Below are 18,140 nucleotides of genomic sequence, written 5' to 3'. Positions count from 1 at the left end.
TGCCATGCCAGTAACGAATTTTTTTGCCCACATCGCGGCCATACCCTTTGAGGGCTGCCTGAACATTACCGTCAAAAAGGACGGGGAACAACTGACCACCTCTGTACTGGTGCAAAATGACGGCTGCGGGGATGCAGCAAAGAACCATATACCGCCACTTATTATAAAAGGCAGCGCAAAGGAATTGTGTGAGGGCTTTTTTGATGCTGTCAGCACACCGCTAACTGAAACTTCTAAACTGCTCGTGAATATGGAAGCCTACCTGAAAGGGCAGGAAACCGCCAGGAAAAATGCAGCAATGGAAAAGAAGAAAACCGAAAAGGTGGATAAAGCCGATAAATCGGACAAGCCGACCACGCCCGAGGAAATCAAGGAAATGAAATATATCGGCATTATGGTGGAAGTCGATAAACTCGAAGCAGCAGGCAAATTCAGGGAAGCGTGGTTAAAAGTTCCCAAAACTTCCGAGTTCCCCGACAAATCCGAGGAAATGCAAAAACGCAGGTCAAGCTTGTCGGCTCAATTCAGCCCCGACCTTTTTGGCGCAGGACAGCCTGCCACAGCAGTAATGAATGTTGAACCTAAAACCGAACAAGATGCTACAGACCACACTACTGCCGAGGGTGTTCCTGATGAAGGACAAGGGGAATGAGTTTACCCTGACCGACCCCGACCCGAAATGGAGCGTAGAAGCCGTGATGCATTTCTATGCGAATACCTACCCGACACTGACCACCGCAAAAGCGGTAGGACCTGAAATTACCAACGATACCGTGCAGTACCGTTTTGAAACCACTATGGGGACTAAAGGATAATAAAACCTAACGTTATGGACTATGCAACAAGTATTAGCGGGGCAGTTACGGCTGTCCCAAAACAAAAGGCAAAAGCTGCTGCACAAAAACGCAGCCGAGTTCCTGATGGGCTTGCAGCGCAGGAAAGACACCGCAGAGGTACTTGCCGACCGCCCGAGGTCAGCCCCTGCGGGGCTGCTACCTATGGTTTTCTGAAAACACGTTTCCTGCCACATTACACAGGGCAGGCAATCGCAGGCGGTACAGAAAAGGAAGATTTTTACCACAGCTTAAAATTGCTATGTGAACATTATAAGGTGAAACCTGTGGACACTACAGGCTTTGCCTACCCCTACGGCAGGGAGGTTGCCCTGCACGATGCCCGCAGGCTGCTCAATAATAAGTATTCCCAACATATCGGTTTGGAACTGTTGGAGGATAACGGCAGTTTTGCCGTTCAGGCAACAGAAACCTGTTATACAGGAAACACGTTGTTTTATATTCCTGTACTACCCCTGCATTATATGATGCAGGACAAGAAGTACCGTAAAGGCGCACGGCTCTTGCTCTGTGTATTCAGCTACCTGTTCCATACTGTAAATATTCCCTACTACACCGAGGACGGTTTTTTGTACTGGCAGTATGAAATGGTGTCCGAATGGGTAACCGATGACCCTGATGATTGGGAGCAAACAGATTACAACGACTATGTAAGCCAGTTACGGGCTGCACAGCACTACGGTGAAACCATGCTGCGCAGGATATGGAACACGGTACATTTTGACCACTTCGGGGAATGGCTCGAAGCCTTTACGCCCTGTGATGATTTGGATAGGGAATGCCAAAGTATCGCCCAAAAATTTTACACGCTGTGGCAGGACTATCCTAAAACTTCCATATACAAACACGCTGATACAAGCTGCCTGCCCGACTATGAAAACGATGATTTTGATGATTACGAATGTATCACTATGGAAAAATACATCGGCTTTGTGGCAGCTACCGACGGGTGGCTGTATGAAAACGTACAACAATCGGTAAATGCCTACTTTAATGAAAGCACCTCCAAACAGGAGCCTGTTCTAAAACGCATTTTTGATAGGCAAGCGCAGGACAAAGATACCCTTGATTTTGAGTGCCGACTGTTCCCACTCCTGAATGAATTGTGTTACCTCTTAAACAACTACGATTATGACACCAAACGTCCCACTCTACCAGCCTAAAGCAGCCCTTGTGGTTTTTGCCGCAAGTGGTTTTGCCACCCCATACATTGAGTATTACGATATGGATGAAAGCGGAAGCCCTGTAAACCCACACCCGTTAACAGTAAGGGAAGCACAAAACCTTGCCAAAGCCCTTGACACCCGTGAGCAGGCTGGCAAGGCGTTCCTGCACCCCGAGGGCATACTACCTGAAAATGTGCTGCACCTTGACCCCTCCGACAATGGCAGCGTAGTATGGTACACTAAGCCCCAACGCCAAAAGCTGTACTTTGCCGAAAGCCTCAGCTTAGCCAATGGAACAATCGCCCTGCCTGCGCTCCTTTGGAAAGCCACTAAAAAGGAACTGCAACTTTTTGCGCTCAAAAGCAAGACCAAGCCCAAAGTGGAAACACCGCTATACCATGCCCCATTCTTTAACCTCTACCAAAAAGGCAATGTGTGTATGGGTAATGTAAACGTTGCCATTAAATCGGCTGCCACCTTAGAGGAATTCATTACGGCATGGCAGGGGTATTTTTTTGAAAGCTATTTTTCCCACCACATCAACGAACACAACCCCGTAGGTGTTAACCTCTTTAACCTCTACAAAGAACTGATGGCAGACCCTGAAAAGCCATTTCCGACCGACACCCTAAGACCGACACCGCTAACCCTTAGAAATTTATTGTAATGGAAACGAAAAAAGCCCACTTTATAGCCCCCGAACTATTGAACCCGACCAACCCGATAAGCGTATGCCTGATTGGTGCAGGCGGTACAGGCTCACAGGTGCTGACAGGCTTGGCACGGATGTCACACAGCCTGCAACAATTGGGACACGCAGGCTTTCAGGTCAGCCTGTGGGATGATGATGTAATATCTGATGCCAATCGTGGCAGGCAGTTATTTGCGGAATGCGAGGTCGGCTTATCCAAAGCCACCGCCCTCATTACCCGTACCAATCGTTTTTTCGGCACAGCATGGAAAGCCGTCGAAAAGCCGTTTACCGCCGATACCGCAACAGGCAGGAATGCGATTTATATTTCCTGCGTGGACACCGCAGCAGCCCGTTTCCAGATAGCGGAAGTATTGAACGATTTGGATTTAAGTACGCACCGTACCGATACGCCCCGCTACTGGATGGATTTCGGGAATGGCAGGGACACGGGGCAGGTTATCCTTTCCACAATCGGCAGTATTAAACAGCCTGCTTCGGAAAAGTTCACACCTGTGGGCAGCCTGCCACAGGTTACAAAAGAATTTGCCGAACTGCTCACACAGGGCGATACCGAAGACCTGCCAAGCTGCTCCCTTGCCGAGGCCCTCGAAAAGCAGGATTTGTTCATCAACTCCGTATTGACACAAATGGGTTGCAGCCTGTTGTGGCAGCTTATTAGAAAGGGCTTTACCGAGCAGCGGGGTATCTTTGTCAACCTTACAGAATTCAGGACGTTGCCCTTGCCGATTTAGGCGGCGCCGCGCCACAGGGAACCTTCCCGGGGTTTCCTGCGGCGCGGGACTGCTGTTACCTTAATAACCGATACATTACTTTACGGAAAAGTCATTCACTCCCACTTTTCAACAGTTAACCCTCTGATATCTCCTCACCGACGTTACAGAATGATTTTCACTGTTCATAAAATCTCATCCGCTTTCACCAATCTGACCCTGTGAATCTTTATATTAGTAGTAAATTTTTACATGTGAAAAAAGGCGGAGATTTAGAAACAGTTGCCATTGACTTTCTTGAGCGAATTTGCAAGGAAATGGGGCTGTCGGTAGCAACATTACGTATACAGCGCTCAGGAAGTCAGGATGGTTATGATGACCTGATACAGGTTATTGACCAAAAGGGCATTACCTTTACCATATACTGTGAGTGCAAGGACTACACAACTAAGCTTAATTACTCGGAGGCCATGACAAAGCTTCCTCAACTCGCTTCCACACACAGGGATATCGACCTGGCGCTATTCCTATCCCCTTTTCAGCCTTTCAGTAATATTATGGAACCTACAAGGAACAAGCCCTTCTTTGAAGCCCTTGTAACCAACCTGTTCTCTGTAGCCTTTCTGACACCGGACCAGAGGATACAGGACTATATCAGCCTTTATCCTGACTTATATAAAAAAATCTACCGCAAAGAGGCGTTAGTACTCAATGCGGAACAACGCCGTACACTTATCGCTAATTTCAGGAGCTTTCTCTTTTCTGATAACCTGCTCAGCCAGGTTACCATACAGGAGACCGACCGGCAAGTCTATATCGGAAAGCTACTTAAAGACCCGATAACAATATCGCGTACCCTACGCCCCTCAAAGGAGCGGAGTCTTATGGAGATGTATAATCCCTCGGGAATCAGCCTGGAAAGGGCATTGGCGACAGCTGAAAAGGGTATTGTCCTCCCGGGGGGTGCTGGCTATGGCAAATCGACCGAACTGCGCAATTTTGCGGTGTCTTCATGGGAAAGCAGAAACAGCAAAGCCAACGTTTGCTTTTTTGTCCAGCTTAAAACTTTTAACACGTCAAGCTCCATTGAAGAGTTGCTTCCCAAACAGGCACTGCGTACGGCTGGGCTTGTTATCATTCTTGACGGGGTCGATGAGGTGGAAAACATTACTGATTTTACCAACAAACTCAGGGCTTATATCGATGAGCACGAAACCAAGCTCAAAAAATACAAAATAAGGTTCATTATCAGCTGCCGCACCAATGTCTATAGGAAATACATCAAACAGGTAGCTGCCTTCAGCGAATACTACCTGAACGAGGTTGCCTTTTCTCAGGCGGCGCCATTCCTTTTTGAAAAATTCGGATTGGATCTGAGAACCCAGCCAAATTTTGATTACAGCCAGCAGCGACAGCTCTTTGAGAATCCTTTCTATCTGGAACTGATAGGAAAGTACTACCTACAGCATAAAAGCCTTCGTACCGATAAGGCCACACTGATTCGTGAATTCGTGAATTCACGGTTAAAGCACGATGAGGATAATAAATTCCGTAATGATGCCGGCTTTGACATTGACAGGATTATTTCGGATACCAGACGGGCTGCCTTCACCTTTGAGTCGCTTCAAAAAACAAACTTAAGTGCCGCCGATCTTAAAAAAGTTACAGGAATGGAGGCCACAGCATTGGCAAAAAACCCTTTCCTGGAAGAAAACACCAATGGTACGTGGGCTTTCGAAAATAAAAACATTCAGGAATATTTTGTAGCAACCCTTATGGTGGAACTTTCGTTCGAAGAGATTCTTGAGCTGATCCGCATCGACACCGATATCAATAAAGTACATCCCTCCTGGTATAACGTTGTTTCTTTTACCCTGAACCTGAACCTGCCACAGCAGGTGTATGCAGATCTTGCCGACTGGCTGGCTGAACATGATTACGAAGTGCTTTTTAACGCCGACGCCAACCTGGTCAGTGATGATATCAAGGAACGATTGCTGGTCCGCTATTTTGAGAGGCACTGCGAACAGGAAACCCTATGGATAAATGATGCCGGGCAGATCGCACGTTTCAGCCAGACCGAAGCCAATATCACCTACCTGCTCAATAAAATTGCAGATGAGAGCATTCACAGGCGTGCCCGAATGTCAGCGGTCAAAATCCTTTCGCTAATGGAAACGGCGCACCACCATATTGAAAGTGTCAAGACACTGGTGAAACAGGTTCTTTCGGCTGATTACATGGATGAAGATTACATATACCTTAAAGAGGACATAATAATGTTCAGTAAGAGCCTGGGGCTGAGTGACGACCGGGAATTCTTTGGCGAACTAATAGAAATAGTCAGGGAGGATGATCACAAAGAAGTGGTTGGAGCTGTTCTCAGGGCTGTCCCTGAGGCTACGGTCGAGAATCATCTGGATTACTTTTTGGGCATACTCGACAAAGCACTTGGTTTTAAGCAATGGAAATTTACTGCCAGGACGCGCTCGATAAATTCCACTAAGGATACACTATTTGAGCATTTTTGCCGAATTACCAATCCCGATAAGCTTCTTCGTATTTACCGGTTCCTATTGGCCAGGCATAAGGAGAATTCCCTTAAGGAAAGTGTACTGAAGGATTTTTTGGAGCATATGGAAAACGTATTCAAAGAAAGGCCGGAATACAATGATGTCTTAACCGATATGATCAGCAATGCAGTTATCAACGATAATATTCGGTATTATGAGGACGACCTGCTTGTGAATCTTGTAAAGGCATGCGCAATAGCAAGGCCTGTGGCAACAGCTGTACTTAAAGCTGTAAAGGGCAACAGTAGCACCAAGCATTTTCTGGTTGAAATCATGGAGGAAGAGGATTTCATAATGATTACCGAACAGTATCATAAGGGCAGTGTGAATGATGATTTTATAAGGGAATACCGGAATGTACTGAGCCACCGCAACTTCACTTTAAGCAAAAGTTTTGAGGACTTTATGGAACAATACAGCAGCTACCGCTTTCTAGATAAGCTAAGCGTCGGCGAGGCCGATAACTGGGCATCCGCGCACAGTACCGACAAACAGGAGAATTTCAACCTGCTTTTTGACCGGGAGGGATTGCTGGGACAGATCAACTATATGTATGGGTATCTCGGCAAGGATACCATGACCAATAAGGATCTGGAAACTATTTACAGGCAGTATTACCACGACCTTGACCTTTTTAAGGCAGTCCGTAGCAATGCCAAGTACCTGCTCGGGCAAATGATACGCCGCAAAAAAGGAATGAAGCTTTCTGATGCCCCGAAAAGGTTAGCCGCTATGGAAACTGACATCATGTTTGACATCTATCAGGCTCTTCCCAAAAAGGATGAGAAAGACCAGAAGATCGAGGTTTCCCAGATGCAGGTGAAATATATTGAAAATTGGTGTGTAAATACGGCGGATAATCTAAGAGAGTTCTACAAGTCAAGATTAATTGAAGATAAAGAGCTGCGTTATACCGAAGAATTTAAAGTCTACGAACTGATCCACAATTTCCAGAAATATTTCAGGTTTCCGCTGGATAAGGAGACACTGTTGAATTTCCTGTATTTTAAACTATGGGAAGGCATAAACATTCAACTTTCGGGACAGGCTAATCCATCTGAGAACCTTACCTCTGACGGTCTGACCAATGAAGAGATTGGGCAGCGTGTTGTCTGGAACCTTGTCCATGCCCAGCTGCCGGCATCCTGTTTTTACGGTCACCTCTCCTATTGCCTGGACCATGATATCGACATTCTGTCCCTAAATATAAACTTTCTGGATATCATTTACCGTTATCTTGATTACGGCAGTGAAGTAACTGCCATACAATTAATTAAGCGGCTTTACGAAAATGACGACAATGTACTTGACGAACTTATGCACTACCAGGGAGATTCAAGGATACGCCGCATGGTCTATGATACAATTATTGATATTTGGAGCAAGAGCGAAAAAAATGACAAAATAAGGACATTCCTATTACAGAATGAGCGGGAACTGATAGATAATCAGGTATATGATGAGATTGATATTATCAGGCACATGGTCGGTTGCAACGACCCAAATGCATTCAATAGTCTGCTCGGTTATATTGCTGCACGACTTAAGGAAAAAAAGATTGTAACCATACAATTCCGTAACGATGATTGGCAACGCTACAGCAATGTTGAGGGCATAGATGATCTTGTAGCTCTGATGGAACTGTACCTTACAACTCCCGACAGCCAGGCAATTTACGATAGGTTTACACTACCGACCCGCATTGCCTCGGAAGCGCTGATAAATATCTGTAAGAATTATGATGCTGCTACCTGTACTATGGTAATTGAAAGGCTCTCTAAAATGGATTTCCGAAAAATAAATGCAACCGGGGGTGACTTGTTTTATTATCACCGCCTGAAGAATGATATTATGGAAATTTATTATAAACATAAATCGAAAGCCTATAGCCTTCGGGAAGTAATCGGATTACTGGAAGGGAACAGGCATCTGTTTATCCCCTGAAAATATAAAGGATGGAAAAGGTAACCTTAACCCGAAAAGAATTTTATAACCTGGTATGGAGTACTCCGCTGAGCAAGCTGGCAAAGACCTATGCCATATAGGATAACGGCCTTCGTAAGATGTGTAAAAAATATAAGGTCCCGATACCACCTAACGGCTACTGGCAGAAACTGAAGTTCAACAAGCCGGTAAAGCCCGAGAAGCTGCCTGCTTTTGCTATGGGTAACGATGTCATTGAACTCACTCTCCGCGGACATGAAAATCCCTTTAACCTTGACGCCTCGCCTGAAACACTTCTGGTACGGAAACTGAAGGCTGACACTAATGCACCGCTGATCGTACCCGAAACCCTTACCAAACCGCATTCCCATATTAGGGAAACCAAGCGCTACTGGGCGGAACAAAACAAGCACAGCGACCGCTTCCGTTTTGGGAATGCCATGCCCCACCTGAGTATCGGCACAGAGAAAGCCAACAGACCAAGGGCACTGCTTTTCTTTGATACCCTTATAAAATTGCTGGAATACCGCGGGCATGGAGTTGCCATCAACGAAAGGGGTACTTTTGCCCTTATCGAGGGCATTGAGATAAAGCTCTCGCTTCGGGAAGCTTCCAACAGGGTCTACAACACCGAATCACAATGGCTTACCTCTGAACTGGTACCCAACGGGAAGCTCATCCTGAAATCAGGAAAGTATTCCTTTGATAAGGAATGGCGTGATAATAAAAATAGGCTTGAGGACATGCTTCCACGGATTGTAGCACGGCTTGAACTTGACGGGCAAAAGGAAGCCCGGTGGAGGGAACAGGCAAGACTTGCTGCCATAGAGCGTGAAAAGGAAGAACAGCTGCGACAGGAAAAGGAACGGTTACGAAGGGCCGAACAGGCCAGGCTGGATACGCTGCTCACGCAGGCCGATAACTTTGCTAAGGCACAAAAGATAAGGGCTCTTGTAGCAGAGACAGAGCGTAAGGTATTGACAGGGGGTGAAATCTCACAAGAAACAAAGCAGTGGATGGACTGGGCACGGGCAAAGGCTGACTGGTATGACCCGACAATAGCGGCACCGGACAGTATCCTGGATGATTAGCCGCTAAAGTAAAAAAGGCAAATGTAAATCCCGCAACAGTGCTATACCCCGCCTGTGTCAGGAGAAATCCCTTAGGGTGATGCTGCACGCCAGCTGGGCCGGGGTTGTACCGTCTCCCAGAAGCAATGCTGCGCTAATGCGGATCCCTTCTCCGGTCGGCTGGAAAGATTCCCTGTGGAGGATTGCCGTAGCCAGGCACCAGCCCATGGTACGTAGTCCGGCAATGCCAATTGACCGTAGCCTTTCCACCATGAAAACATCCAGTTCAAACTTCAGTGTCAGGTAGCTCAGGGGATCCTTTGCGACTGCATCCGCTTCAAGGAGCAGATCCGCAGCCCCATAAGGTTGCAGTTCCATGAAAAAAGCTTCCAGGCCGTCCTGGGTCATGGGATATCGTTCCATTGTACTATATTTTGACAACTAAAGTAGTATGCTATTAGATAAATCGCATTGCAAGAATACAGCACATAATTTCAAAAAAGATTCTTTCTTGGCTACTTAGTGATATGGTTTTCAATAGTGCTGTATCAGCAATCTTCGAGTCTACACGACAAAGCCTATAGAATCCAATAAAACATTTAACCATCCCTAACCGGAAGCGACAGGTGTTACCAGTTTCTTAAGGCAGAAACATCAGATCTAGTCAGCGCGGGATAACAACAATTTCTCAGATACTTTATCATATACAATATATTATCTATTATCACGAATTTTCACTATATTTGTATAATATATTATCCATTTATGTCAATATACAGCGTTACAAAAACACCTGCGACCGTAATGAAGGAACTTGCTGCAAAGGCACAACAATTACGTAAAAAAAACGGTATTTCGCAACTTGAACTATCGAAACGTTCGGGCGTGTCTTTCGGTAGCCTGAAACGTTTTGAAACATCAGGGCACATCTCGCTGGAGTCGCTTTTGAAATTAGCTTATTTTTTTAATCGCCTTGAGGATTTTACCCCGGTATTCCAGATTGAAGAAAGCCTGGAAAGAGTGGAAAAATTATTCAGCAATAAGACACGATAAAAATGAAACCGATCCAAAAGATTACCGTTTCCATTGATTTTGGGAATGAAGAGCTTCAGGTAGGTGAACTGATACAACAAGGAAGGCGCATTTTCTTTAAATACTATACCGATTTTATACAGTCCGGTATTGAAATATCGCCTTTCCACCTGCCATTGGGTGATAAAATTTTTGAAGCGCCCGCACAGCCCTTTGAAGGCTTATTTGGCGTTTTTTATGACTCCCTGCCTGATGGTTGGGGACGTTTGCTTTTGGACAGGACCCTGACAGCGAAAGGCATGCTCCTACAGGATGTAACCGCATTACAGCGCCTGGCGTACGTGGGCCTGAAAGGTATGGGTGCATTGACCTACCGCCCCCAGCTCGAAATTTCAGCACAGGAAATAATGCAGGTCGAACTGGATGCGATATCCAAAGAAATGAATGCTGTATTGCAGGGATCAAGTTCATCGATTATCGACGAACTGTACGAAATGGGTGGATCATCGGGAGGCGCCCGGCCTAAAATACTTGTCGGATACAATCCCAAAACTGACCATTTGATCCACGGCACCGACACTTTGCCGGAATCCTATGAACATTGGCTCATAAAGTTTCCTTCCTCGAATGACCGGCAGGATATTGCGCAAATAGAATATGCCTACCATAAAATGGCAGTGGCTGCCGGAATTCCGATGGCCGACTGCAGGCTATTCAGCTCCGCATCAGACCATAAGTTTTTCGGCACGAAAAGATTTGACCGCGAGGGGGACGGAAGATTTCATCTGCATTCCGCTGCCGCGATGCTCAACGACAACTTCAGGTACAGCAACATGGATTACGGCAATCTTATGGATGCCGCATTCAGGTTGGAACGCAATGTATCCGGGCTTGAAAAGGTGCTACGAATAGCAGCATTTAATGTGTTTTCGCATAACCGTGACGACCATAGCAAGAACATCTCCTACCTGATGGATTCCAAAGGGAACTGGCAGCTTGCACCCGCCTATGACCTCACCTACTCCAATTCCTCACATGGCATGCACAGTACCGCTATAGCCGGTGAGAGTGCCAATCCAACAAGAAGGCACTTAAGGGAATTGGCCTCTGAGTTCGGTATGAGAAATGCAGCGCCAATTCTGGAACAGGTAGCAGATGCTGTATCGCAATGGAAATCGCTCGCTAAGGATGCAGGTGTTTCAAAGGAATCAACTGAACTTATTGACAAAAGAATCCAAAAACTGATGCTATAGGGCAGGCTGTTTTGTAGGTCAACTGTACCCTATCATCAAAAGTACAGCACTAATGGTTCAGGGTTAATTTTATATGCGCCAGGGTAGTATCGCTATAAAGATGTTACAAATAAAAACCGGCTAGTGCCGGTCCTTATTTGTATATTAACGTACATTATTTTTCCGCTTCAAGGCGCTTGATGTATTTTTTCATTTCCGCGATTTCCTTCTTTTGTGCCTCAATGATGCCATCGGCCAATTTACGTACCTCCGGGTCTTTAATATCTGCCCGCTCACTGGTCAGTATCGCAATGGAATGGTGCGGTATCATGGCTTTCATGTACAACACATCCCCTACAACAGGGCGCTGAGCCCGTACAAGGGCCAATGCCGTAAAAAACAGGGCGACACTACCTAATACTATGGCGAGGTTCTTCTTTTTACTTGGGTACATTCCGCGCATAAAAAACCACATGATAAGCGCCATAAAGGAGATTCCCATACAGGTCATATAAAGGCGCGTGAGACTGAAATAGATATGGTCCCAGGCGTAGGTATTGAAATACATGGTAATGTACATGGCAATAAATGATGCGGCGAGCATCAGTACAAAAGTCAGGTAGTGGTTCTTTTTCTTGTCCGTTGCTGTGTGTTCCATAATTTTATCTTTTTAGTTACTTTGTTCTTTTTCACAAGGGCAGCACACCCTTGGCTATCTATATCCTTTATGGGCGCCGCTGTCAGTAATTCAGGGAGATTCCTGCCCCAAAACCCATGTCGCTGTCATAATGGGTACGGATCCCGATATTGCGGGTGACGATGTAGCGCAGTTCGGCCATATATTCCTTATCGGTATTGACCATAAAGCCAGCCCGCAGGCGGCTGGATACCGGAATGTCTTCCCTCATAAGGGAAAGCCTTACAATACCGTCGTGATACACCTCTGCCTGAAAGTTCACCAACATCGGCAGGGTATAGACCACCCCGAGGCTGAACGCCCTGCGGGTATCTTTTTCGTTTTTTTGCCCGAAGAGGTTTTTCTCCTGCCCGTCAATGCCCATTTTACGGTAACGCCAGTCAAAGCCTACAAAGGGCATCAGCCACTGCATCTTACCGATATAGCGTCCCAGATGGGTTTCCACCTCATAGCCGTGCATGTCATTGTACCCCAGCCTCCATTCGGTTCCCAGATTCCATCGGGCTTTCATCAGCATGGCTTCCCCGTCATTACCGTTGGTGGCGAAGTCATTTTGAGCCGTCAGGTGCGGCATGTCGCTTTCCCGCTGTAGCATGTCGTATGCCTTTTCTTTGTCGGGAAGGTTTGGGTTCGGGTACTCCCCCACTGAAAGCACACGGTTCATCCCGGCCATCATATGATAAAGGATATGGCAGTGGAAAAACCAATCCCCCTCGGCATTCGCCGCAAATTCTATGGTATCGGTCTCCATGGGCATAATGTCAATGATATTCTTCAGGGGCGCATATTCGCCCTGACCGTTCAGTAACCTGAAATCATAACCGTGCAAATGCATGGGATGGCGCATCATTGAATTGTTATAAAAGGTAATACGTAAAACCTCCCCTTTCTTTACCTTGATTTTATCAGCCTCCGTCAGTACGCGGTTGTCCATGCTCCATACATAGCGGTTCATATTACCAGTCAGGGTGAAGCGCAGTTCCTTAACAGGTGCCGCAGTGTCCAGGCTGGTGGGGGTTGGGGATTTGAGCATGGAATAGTTTAGGGTTACGATATCACTCAGCGCATTGGCATTGTACTTATTGGTGTTACTTCCCATATCCATGTTATGGTTCATGCGGGAGTGGTCCATACGGCTGTCTTTTTCGCCGGTTATCTCCGGATACATGACTACATTCATATCCATACGGTTCCAGCTCATGTTCATGCCCATATCATCCAGGTCCCCGTTCATTTTCATCATCCCATTCATCATTTTCATCCCTTCAAAATACTTCAGGCGCGGCATGGGCGAAATCAGCTGCCGGATGCCGTTTCCGATATAGTAGCTTGCCGACTGCGTCCTGTCCTCAGTGGTGGCCAGCAATTCGTAAGCCACCCCGTCATTGGGAATGGTAACCACTACATCATACGTTTCCGAAACCGCGATGATGAGCCGGTCCACCTCTACCGGTTCAACGTCATTACCGTCACTGGCGACAACGGTCATTTTCCCACCTGCGTAGCGCAGCCAGAAATAGGATGAGGCACCACCATTAGAGATGCGCAGGCGCACCTTATCCCCTCCTTTGAGGGGTTGGCCCTTGTAATTTTCAAAGGTATTTTCATTACTGCCGTTCACAAGGATTTTATCGTAGTACACATCACTTACATCCATCGCTAGCATCCTTTTCCATTCGTTGGTGACCTTTGTCCTGAAATTACCGCTGGCGATAGCCTCAACATAACTTTGCGTAGCCCCTTTCTCTATGGCAAACCAATCGTTGGCGGCATGCAGCATGCGGTTTACGTTCTTTGGGTTTAGGTTGGTCCATTCGCTCAGTACAATGGGCACTTCTGGCAAATCATCTATCCCCTTACGGAAGGTGATATCGTCCTCTTTTTTGTGAATGATAAAGCTTCCGTACATTCCAATCTGTTCCTGCAAACCTGCATGGGAATGGTACCAATGGGTGCCGTTCTGGATAATTGGAAAGCGATAGGTATAGCTTTCTCCGGGGGCAATTGGCATCTGGGTCAGGTACGGCACGCCATCCTCCTTATTGGGCAGGAATATGCCGTGCCAGTGGAGTGCTGTACTTTCCTGCAGGTGGTTATACACGGTAATTTCAGCCCTATCTCCCTGGGTAAATTCCAAAGTCGGCATGGGTATTTGTCCGTTTACGGCTATGGCTTGCTTGGGCTTACCCCCATAGGTCACTACAGTATCCCTGACGTGCAGGTCATAATGAACGGTTCTCTGGGCCAGCAGCATTGCAGGAAACAGGAGTGTGGCCAAGAGCGCTAGTGTCAGTTTATGATACGTTATTCTGTTTTTTTCTACCATAATTTTGATGCTTTCACGGTTAGTATTGCGTGTCTATTCTGGGGACTATTGCAGGGTTTCCACAGTCTTTCCGCAGGAAAGCATCTGTGCCCCGTAATAGGGATTCCTGATTTCCTTATCCCTGCTGAGCCAGTTGGCCCCCTTCCCGTCATTGTACATAGGGCAGTGCTGGTAATAGAGCGTGCCCTCCGGTTCAAAGGCTTTGGCAACGACGTACAACGCACCCGACAGGGTCACAAAATGGTCACGCTGGTGGTTAACATCATTTGTGCCGGCAATGTGCGCTGCATCCTCTTTCAGGGCCGGCAGGTTTTTCATCCATACCATATGCGCGCCGTGCTGCATCTTGTCCATGGGTACCGCTTCGAGTGCTTTTGTCAATTGCGCTGCCGCTGTAGCTGCCGCAACACCGTCTGAGCTGACAAGGGCATCCTTCAGTAAGAAGTAAGCGGTGTACACCGGCCCGAGAAGGGTATCCTCTCCCTGCTTTTCCATAACGGCTTTGCTGTTGTGCTCCGTAGGGGCTGTTTCGTCCTGTTTTACAGCGGCTAACCCGCTGCGCTCATAACGGCAGCAGCCCGGCAGCCTGTTATAGGCATCTAAAGGAGCGAGGTATTTTTCGTTATCGTAGCCGGCAAGGGCAATCTTTTTGAGTATGGCGTCCGGGGTGGTTCTTTGGGCATCATAGGTTATGGTTGCGATCCCTGTTTCCTTATCCCAGGTTACCGCAGCATCTTTTTTATCGCTTCCGGCGGTTTCGATTGTTTTTTGGCACATACCGCAGTTACCCGATACTTTCGCAGTAACGGACTGGCTGTTTTTTATTTGTGCATGGAGCTGCAGCGATACCAGTACAAGTACAGGCATCACCAATTTTTTATATAGGTTCATGATCTGATAATATAAAACGTTAGTAATTGCAGAGCCCTTTAACGGGTCTTGCTTAGAAATGAGATGTCCCGAACGGGCACACCTATGGCTGTACGGTAATGTGCTTAACTTATCTTGGGCGGAAGGCGCAGCGCAATACAGGCGGATTGTACAATCCTTTCACTGTAGCTGAAAATCTGCTTTTTGAAATTTGGGAATGTACTGCCGGAGGTAAAATGAAAGACCGTCAGTACTGCGGGGCTGTGATGCCTCGGGGTGCAGTGGCATGAGTCATGCCCGCATTCCCCTTTACATTGCTTATGGTCCTGATGGTGCTCGCTACAGCCTGATCTATCCCTGCAGCAATCTTCCCGGCAGGAAGATGCCGACACGGACGAATGCACTACAGTATGCGGGCTGCCCCCGCAAGCAAATGCCCGCGAAGGTGTAAAAAACAGTCCGAAAATAAATACTATTAGCAGTCGATACACCATCAATTTGTTTTAGCGACCTAAAGTTAAAACACTTTATCGTCAGTTTTATTAAAAACAACTTAAAACTTTATTCAGGATTCCAATCGCTTCGAACCAGAACCTGTACAAAGTTAGTATTCGCTTACTGTAACGCCTTGCGAAATTTTGGAAATATATTACGTAATTATTGATTTGTACGATAACTGGAAAGAATCGTTTTTAGAGAAAACTTAGCAGATAACCGCTTACAGCACCACCAATTACTATATAAGCGGTATTGAGTTCCCTGTAGCGGAAGGTAACGTACAGACTAAGAGCACAGATAAGTATCGTCCTCCAGCCGGTAACCGTTTCGGCTGCCATAGTCACGCAAACGGAGAGGATGATGGCTACCGATGCGACATTTACCGCATCAAGAAAACCCGTCATAAGGGGTGACTTCCGCAACTTCTTTACCAATATACCCAACAGGGCCACAAAAATGAAGGAGGGCAAAAAAACAGCTATCGTGGCAGCAAAAGCACCTGCAGGCCCGTTAACCTGCCAGCCTACAAAGGTTACTGCCGAGAAGACAGGCCCCGGGGTAAACTGCCCTACTGCTATAGCATCCATCAGTTGCTTACGGCTGAGCATTCCGGCAGCAACCAATTCCGATTCGAGAAAGGCAAAAAGGACGTAGCCGCTGCCATAAAGAATCGCACCAATCTTTAGGAAGATAAAAAATAACCTGTAATTCAGTTCCGTATTGTAATTTGTACCGGACAGCGGTATGACACCCCAAATTAGGAGGGAACGCAGCCCTGTATCACGGCCCCTTTTGATCATTTTAAAAACAAGTGCCAATAGGCCCGCACCAAAGAGCAGGACAATTTCATTACACCCCAAAAGGGAAAGTGCGAGCACCGCCAATCCCAAAAGAATCAGCATTGTGCTTTTGGCTGACTTTCTGGCCAGGGGAAATATGGCAGAAAGAATGACAGCAACTATGGCTGGTTTGATACCGTAAATAAACGGCTGTACCTGTGGCAGCTGCCCGTAACTATGGTACAGCCAGGCCAAAAGCGCCGTAATCAGGACTGCCGGCAGGATAAAGCACAACCCTGAGATAATAAGCCCTTTAGCCCCTCCCCGCTTTTGCCCGAGATGAAGGGCCAGTTCGGTACTGTTCGGTCCGGGAATAAGGTTCACAGCCCCAATAAGGTCCAGAAAATCCTGCTCATCCATCCATTTTCGCCTATGTACCACCTCTCTTTGCATCATTGCAATATGGGCAGCAGGGCCACCAAAGGCCGTACAGCCGAGCTTTATAAAAAGCAGCGCAATTTCCTTTAAGGATTTTCTATTGTCCTGTGTATTTATTGATTTTATTTCCATTTGGTCTTCATACCAAAAAGTGGACACGAAATAACGAGTTTCGTGGCGTTGTAAATTTTAAATAAAAAAAGAGTATCAAAAGTAATAGGAAAATAAAAATACAGGCTGAGCTTAAACAACTTAGAAAAGAACTAAGAAAAATAAAACTTGAAAAGGCTATATTAGAAAAATGTGCTGGCTGCCTTCAAGTCAGCACAAAGGTAAAATTTGAATTTATCGACCGTCAGTTGTCCAATTTTGCAGTAAAAGATATGTGCAGAATTCTTAGTGTAAGTACCAGCGGCTATTATAAATGGAGAAGCAGGACACAATCAAAAAGAGCTCAACACAATCTGGTATTACTTGAGGAAATAAAGAAAATACATTTTCAAAACAAAAAAAGGTATGGCAGTCCTAGAATTGCCAAAGAACTTAAAGTTTTGGGCTTTCATGCTTCGGAAAAACTGATAAGGAAGCTAATGAAAGCCGCCTCGCTTAAAAGCGTCTTTAAAAGTAAGTATAAGGTCACGACTAATTCATCACATAAATATCCTGTAGCTGAAAACATATTGAACAGGAAATTTATCGTAAACAATAAAAATTTAGTCTGGGTATCGGACATAACTTATATATGGGCGGGAAAAAGATGGCTTTATCTTACTGTTATAATTGACCTTTATGATAGAAAAGTAATAGGCTGGTCTCTGTCTACAACGCTAAAAACAAGATATACAACTATAGAAGCTTTTAAAAAGGCTATTACAAACAGGCCGATTAGAGAAAGTTCTCATTTGATTTTTCATTCCGACAGGGGCATACAGTATGCGTGTAAAGAATTCGCAGAAGAACTCAATAAGTATAAATCAATCATCCGAAGCATGTCCCTAAAAGGTAACTGTTGGGATAATGCGGTTTCAGAAAGTTTTTTCAAAACAATTAAAATCGAGTTACTCTATCAGAATAATTATCAAAGTAGACGTGAAGCACAATCCTCAATAAAAGAATATATTGAAGTATACTACAATTCAAAAAGGAGACATAATCATCTAGGGAATGAAACAATGTTAGAATATCAGAAAAAGCATTACAATCATAAATAGCGATTTTTGTCATTAACGATGCATA

Annotated in this window: 16 protein-coding genes; 11 read left to right on the top strand and 5 right to left on the bottom strand. The window is 45.9% G+C overall.

Going from position 1 to position 18,140, the window contains the following annotated elements:
* The first annotated feature begins 4 nt into the window (after positions 1-4).
* From V3Z67_RS00470 to V3Z67_RS00440, 7 genes are all read left to right on the top strand, one after another.
* Positions 5-652, top strand: a complete 648-nt coding sequence (locus tag V3Z67_RS00470) for a prtrc system protein e (protein WP_330441466.1) — start codon at positions 5-7, stop codon at positions 650-652.
* Entirely contained in the window at positions 597-815 is a 219-nt protein-coding gene (locus V3Z67_RS00465; protein ID WP_330441465.1) for a PRTRC system protein C, read from the top strand. Before V3Z67_RS00470 ends, V3Z67_RS00465 begins: the two co-directional genes overlap by 56 nt.
* 14 nt (positions 816-829) lie before the next feature.
* The gene (locus tag V3Z67_RS00460) at positions 830-2,017 is read left to right on the top strand and encodes a hypothetical protein (RefSeq protein ID WP_330441464.1); all 1,188 of its coding nucleotides are present in this window, start codon (positions 830-832) and stop codon (positions 2,015-2,017) included.
* Positions 1,986-2,687, top strand: a complete 702-nt coding sequence (locus V3Z67_RS00455; protein ID WP_330441463.1) for a PRTRC system protein B — start codon at positions 1,986-1,988, stop codon at positions 2,685-2,687. The genes V3Z67_RS00460 and V3Z67_RS00455 overlap by 32 nt, the downstream gene beginning before the upstream one ends.
* Positions 2,687-3,466, top strand: a complete 780-nt coding sequence (locus tag V3Z67_RS00450; RefSeq protein ID WP_330441462.1) for a PRTRC system ThiF family protein — start codon at positions 2,687-2,689, stop codon at positions 3,464-3,466. The genes V3Z67_RS00455 and V3Z67_RS00450 overlap by 1 nt, the downstream gene beginning before the upstream one ends.
* 1,346 nt (positions 3,467-4,812) lie before the next feature.
* Positions 4,813-7,962, top strand: coding sequence for a hypothetical protein (locus tag V3Z67_RS00445; RefSeq protein ID WP_330441461.1), 3,150 nt, complete (start codon positions 4,813-4,815; stop codon positions 7,960-7,962).
* A 119-nt stretch (positions 7,963-8,081) separates the two neighbouring features.
* Positions 8,082-9,053 carry a hypothetical protein gene (locus V3Z67_RS00440; RefSeq protein ID WP_330441460.1) on the top strand — a complete coding sequence of 324 codons (972 nt, stop codon included), beginning with the start codon at positions 8,082-8,084 and terminating at the stop codon, positions 9,051-9,053.
* Between the two features lie 57 nt (positions 9,054-9,110).
* On the opposite strand, the gene V3Z67_RS00435 is transcribed toward V3Z67_RS00440, so the two are convergent.
* Entirely contained in the window at positions 9,111-9,455 is a 345-nt protein-coding gene (locus V3Z67_RS00435; RefSeq protein WP_330441459.1) for a hypothetical protein, read from the bottom strand.
* A 342-nt stretch (positions 9,456-9,797) separates the two neighbouring features.
* Here V3Z67_RS00435 and V3Z67_RS00430 point away from each other — a divergent pair, with 342 nt between their 5' ends.
* On the top strand, positions 9,798-10,085 hold the full coding sequence (locus V3Z67_RS00430) for a helix-turn-helix domain-containing protein (RefSeq protein WP_330441458.1): 288 nt from the start codon (positions 9,798-9,800) through the stop codon (positions 10,083-10,085).
* Between the two features lie 2 nt (positions 10,086-10,087).
* Positions 10,088-11,317, top strand: a complete 1,230-nt coding sequence (locus V3Z67_RS00425; protein WP_330441457.1) for a type II toxin-antitoxin system HipA family toxin — start codon at positions 10,088-10,090, stop codon at positions 11,315-11,317.
* A gap of 154 nt (positions 11,318-11,471) precedes the next feature.
* Here V3Z67_RS00425 and V3Z67_RS00420 read toward each other — a convergent pair whose 3' ends face one another.
* The 3 genes from V3Z67_RS00420 to V3Z67_RS00410 all read right to left on the bottom strand — a co-directional run bounded on the left by V3Z67_RS00420 (position 11,472) and on the right by V3Z67_RS00410 (position 15,210).
* Positions 11,472-11,954: a DUF305 domain-containing protein gene (locus V3Z67_RS00420; protein WP_330441456.1), complete on the bottom strand. Its 483-nt coding sequence runs from the start codon at positions 11,952-11,954 to the stop codon at positions 11,472-11,474.
* An 82-nt stretch (positions 11,955-12,036) separates the two neighbouring features.
* Positions 12,037-14,247 (bottom strand): multicopper oxidase family protein, encoded by a 2,211-nt coding sequence (locus tag V3Z67_RS00415; protein WP_330441787.1) that lies wholly within the window; start codon positions 14,245-14,247, stop codon positions 12,037-12,039.
* A gap of 117 nt (positions 14,248-14,364) precedes the next feature.
* Positions 14,365-15,210, bottom strand: a complete 846-nt coding sequence (locus tag V3Z67_RS00410; protein WP_330441455.1) for a DUF3347 domain-containing protein — start codon at positions 15,208-15,210, stop codon at positions 14,365-14,367.
* A gap of 98 nt (positions 15,211-15,308) precedes the next feature.
* Between V3Z67_RS00410 and V3Z67_RS00405 the strand changes: the two genes are divergently transcribed.
* Positions 15,309-15,479: a hypothetical protein gene (locus V3Z67_RS00405; RefSeq protein WP_330441454.1), complete on the top strand. Its 171-nt coding sequence runs from the start codon at positions 15,309-15,311 to the stop codon at positions 15,477-15,479.
* A gap of 402 nt (positions 15,480-15,881) precedes the next feature.
* Here the strand turns inward: V3Z67_RS00405 and chrA are convergent, their stop codons facing one another.
* Entirely contained in the window at positions 15,882-17,036 is a 1,155-nt protein-coding gene (gene chrA / locus V3Z67_RS00400; protein ID WP_330441453.1) for a chromate efflux transporter, read from the bottom strand.
* Positions 17,037-17,110: 74 nt separating this feature from the next.
* Between chrA and V3Z67_RS00395 the strand changes: the two genes are divergently transcribed.
* A complete protein-coding gene (locus V3Z67_RS00395; protein WP_330441786.1) occupies positions 17,111-18,115 on the top strand; it encodes an IS3 family transposase in 1,005 nt (334 codons plus the stop codon).
* Positions 18,116-18,140: the final 25 nt, after the last annotated feature.

Source organism: Flavobacterium sp. C4GT6, from assembly GCF_036347315.1.
Taxonomy (GTDB): Bacteria; Bacteroidota; Bacteroidia; order Flavobacteriales; family Flavobacteriaceae; genus Flavobacterium.
The sequence above is the reverse complement of the archived record's forward strand: the minus strand, read 5'-3'. Positions and strand labels throughout refer to the sequence as shown.